The sequence below is a fragment of the Proteus sp. fly-1067 genome (assembly GCF_040139345.1).
GTDB lineage: Bacteria > Pseudomonadota > Gammaproteobacteria > Enterobacterales > Enterobacteriaceae > Proteus > Proteus vulgaris_B.
Map to the genome: position 1 here is coordinate 1 of NZ_JBEEUL010000185.1, position 578 is coordinate 578.

At 43.1% G+C, this 578-nt stretch carries 1 protein-coding gene; it reads left to right on the forward strand.

Features of this window, described 5'->3' with window-relative positions; translation table 11 throughout:
- Positions 1–578 (forward strand): ATP-binding cassette domain-containing protein (locus ABN217_RS19895; RefSeq protein ID WP_349459950.1); only part of this gene is annotated, 578 nt, incomplete at both ends.

Genomic DNA, 578 nt, shown 5'->3' on the forward strand with positions numbered 1-578 from the left:
TATGAAGATTTGACCGTTCAAGAAAACCTCGACCTGTATGCTGATTTGCGCGGCGTTGTGGGTGAAGACAGAAAAAAAACCTACCAACAACTGCTCACATTTACCGATCTAACACATTTCACACAGCGGTTGGCGGGTAAATTATCAGGTGGTATGAAACAAAAATTAGGGTTGGCCTGTACCCTGCTTGGAAAACCCAAAGTCTTACTTTTAGATGAACCCGGAGTGGGTGTTGACCCTATTGCGCGTCGTGAATTGTGGCAAATGGTGCATACTTTGGCTGATGAAGGCATGCTGATCCTTTGGAGTACTTCTTATCTGGATGAAGCTCAGCAATGCAAAGAGGTATTATTACTCAATCAAGGAAAACTTCTCTACTCAGGACAGCCACAAGATCTCACAAAAAAAATGGTAGGACGCTCATTTTTATTGGAAGTTCCTGCTGCCCATAAACGCACTACACTACAAAATGCCTTGGTACTACCTGAAACAACAGACGGTGACATACAGGGCCGCTATGTACGGCTTATTTTAAAGCCTAATGCATCCCAAGATTCACTATTACGTGGCTTAAATAT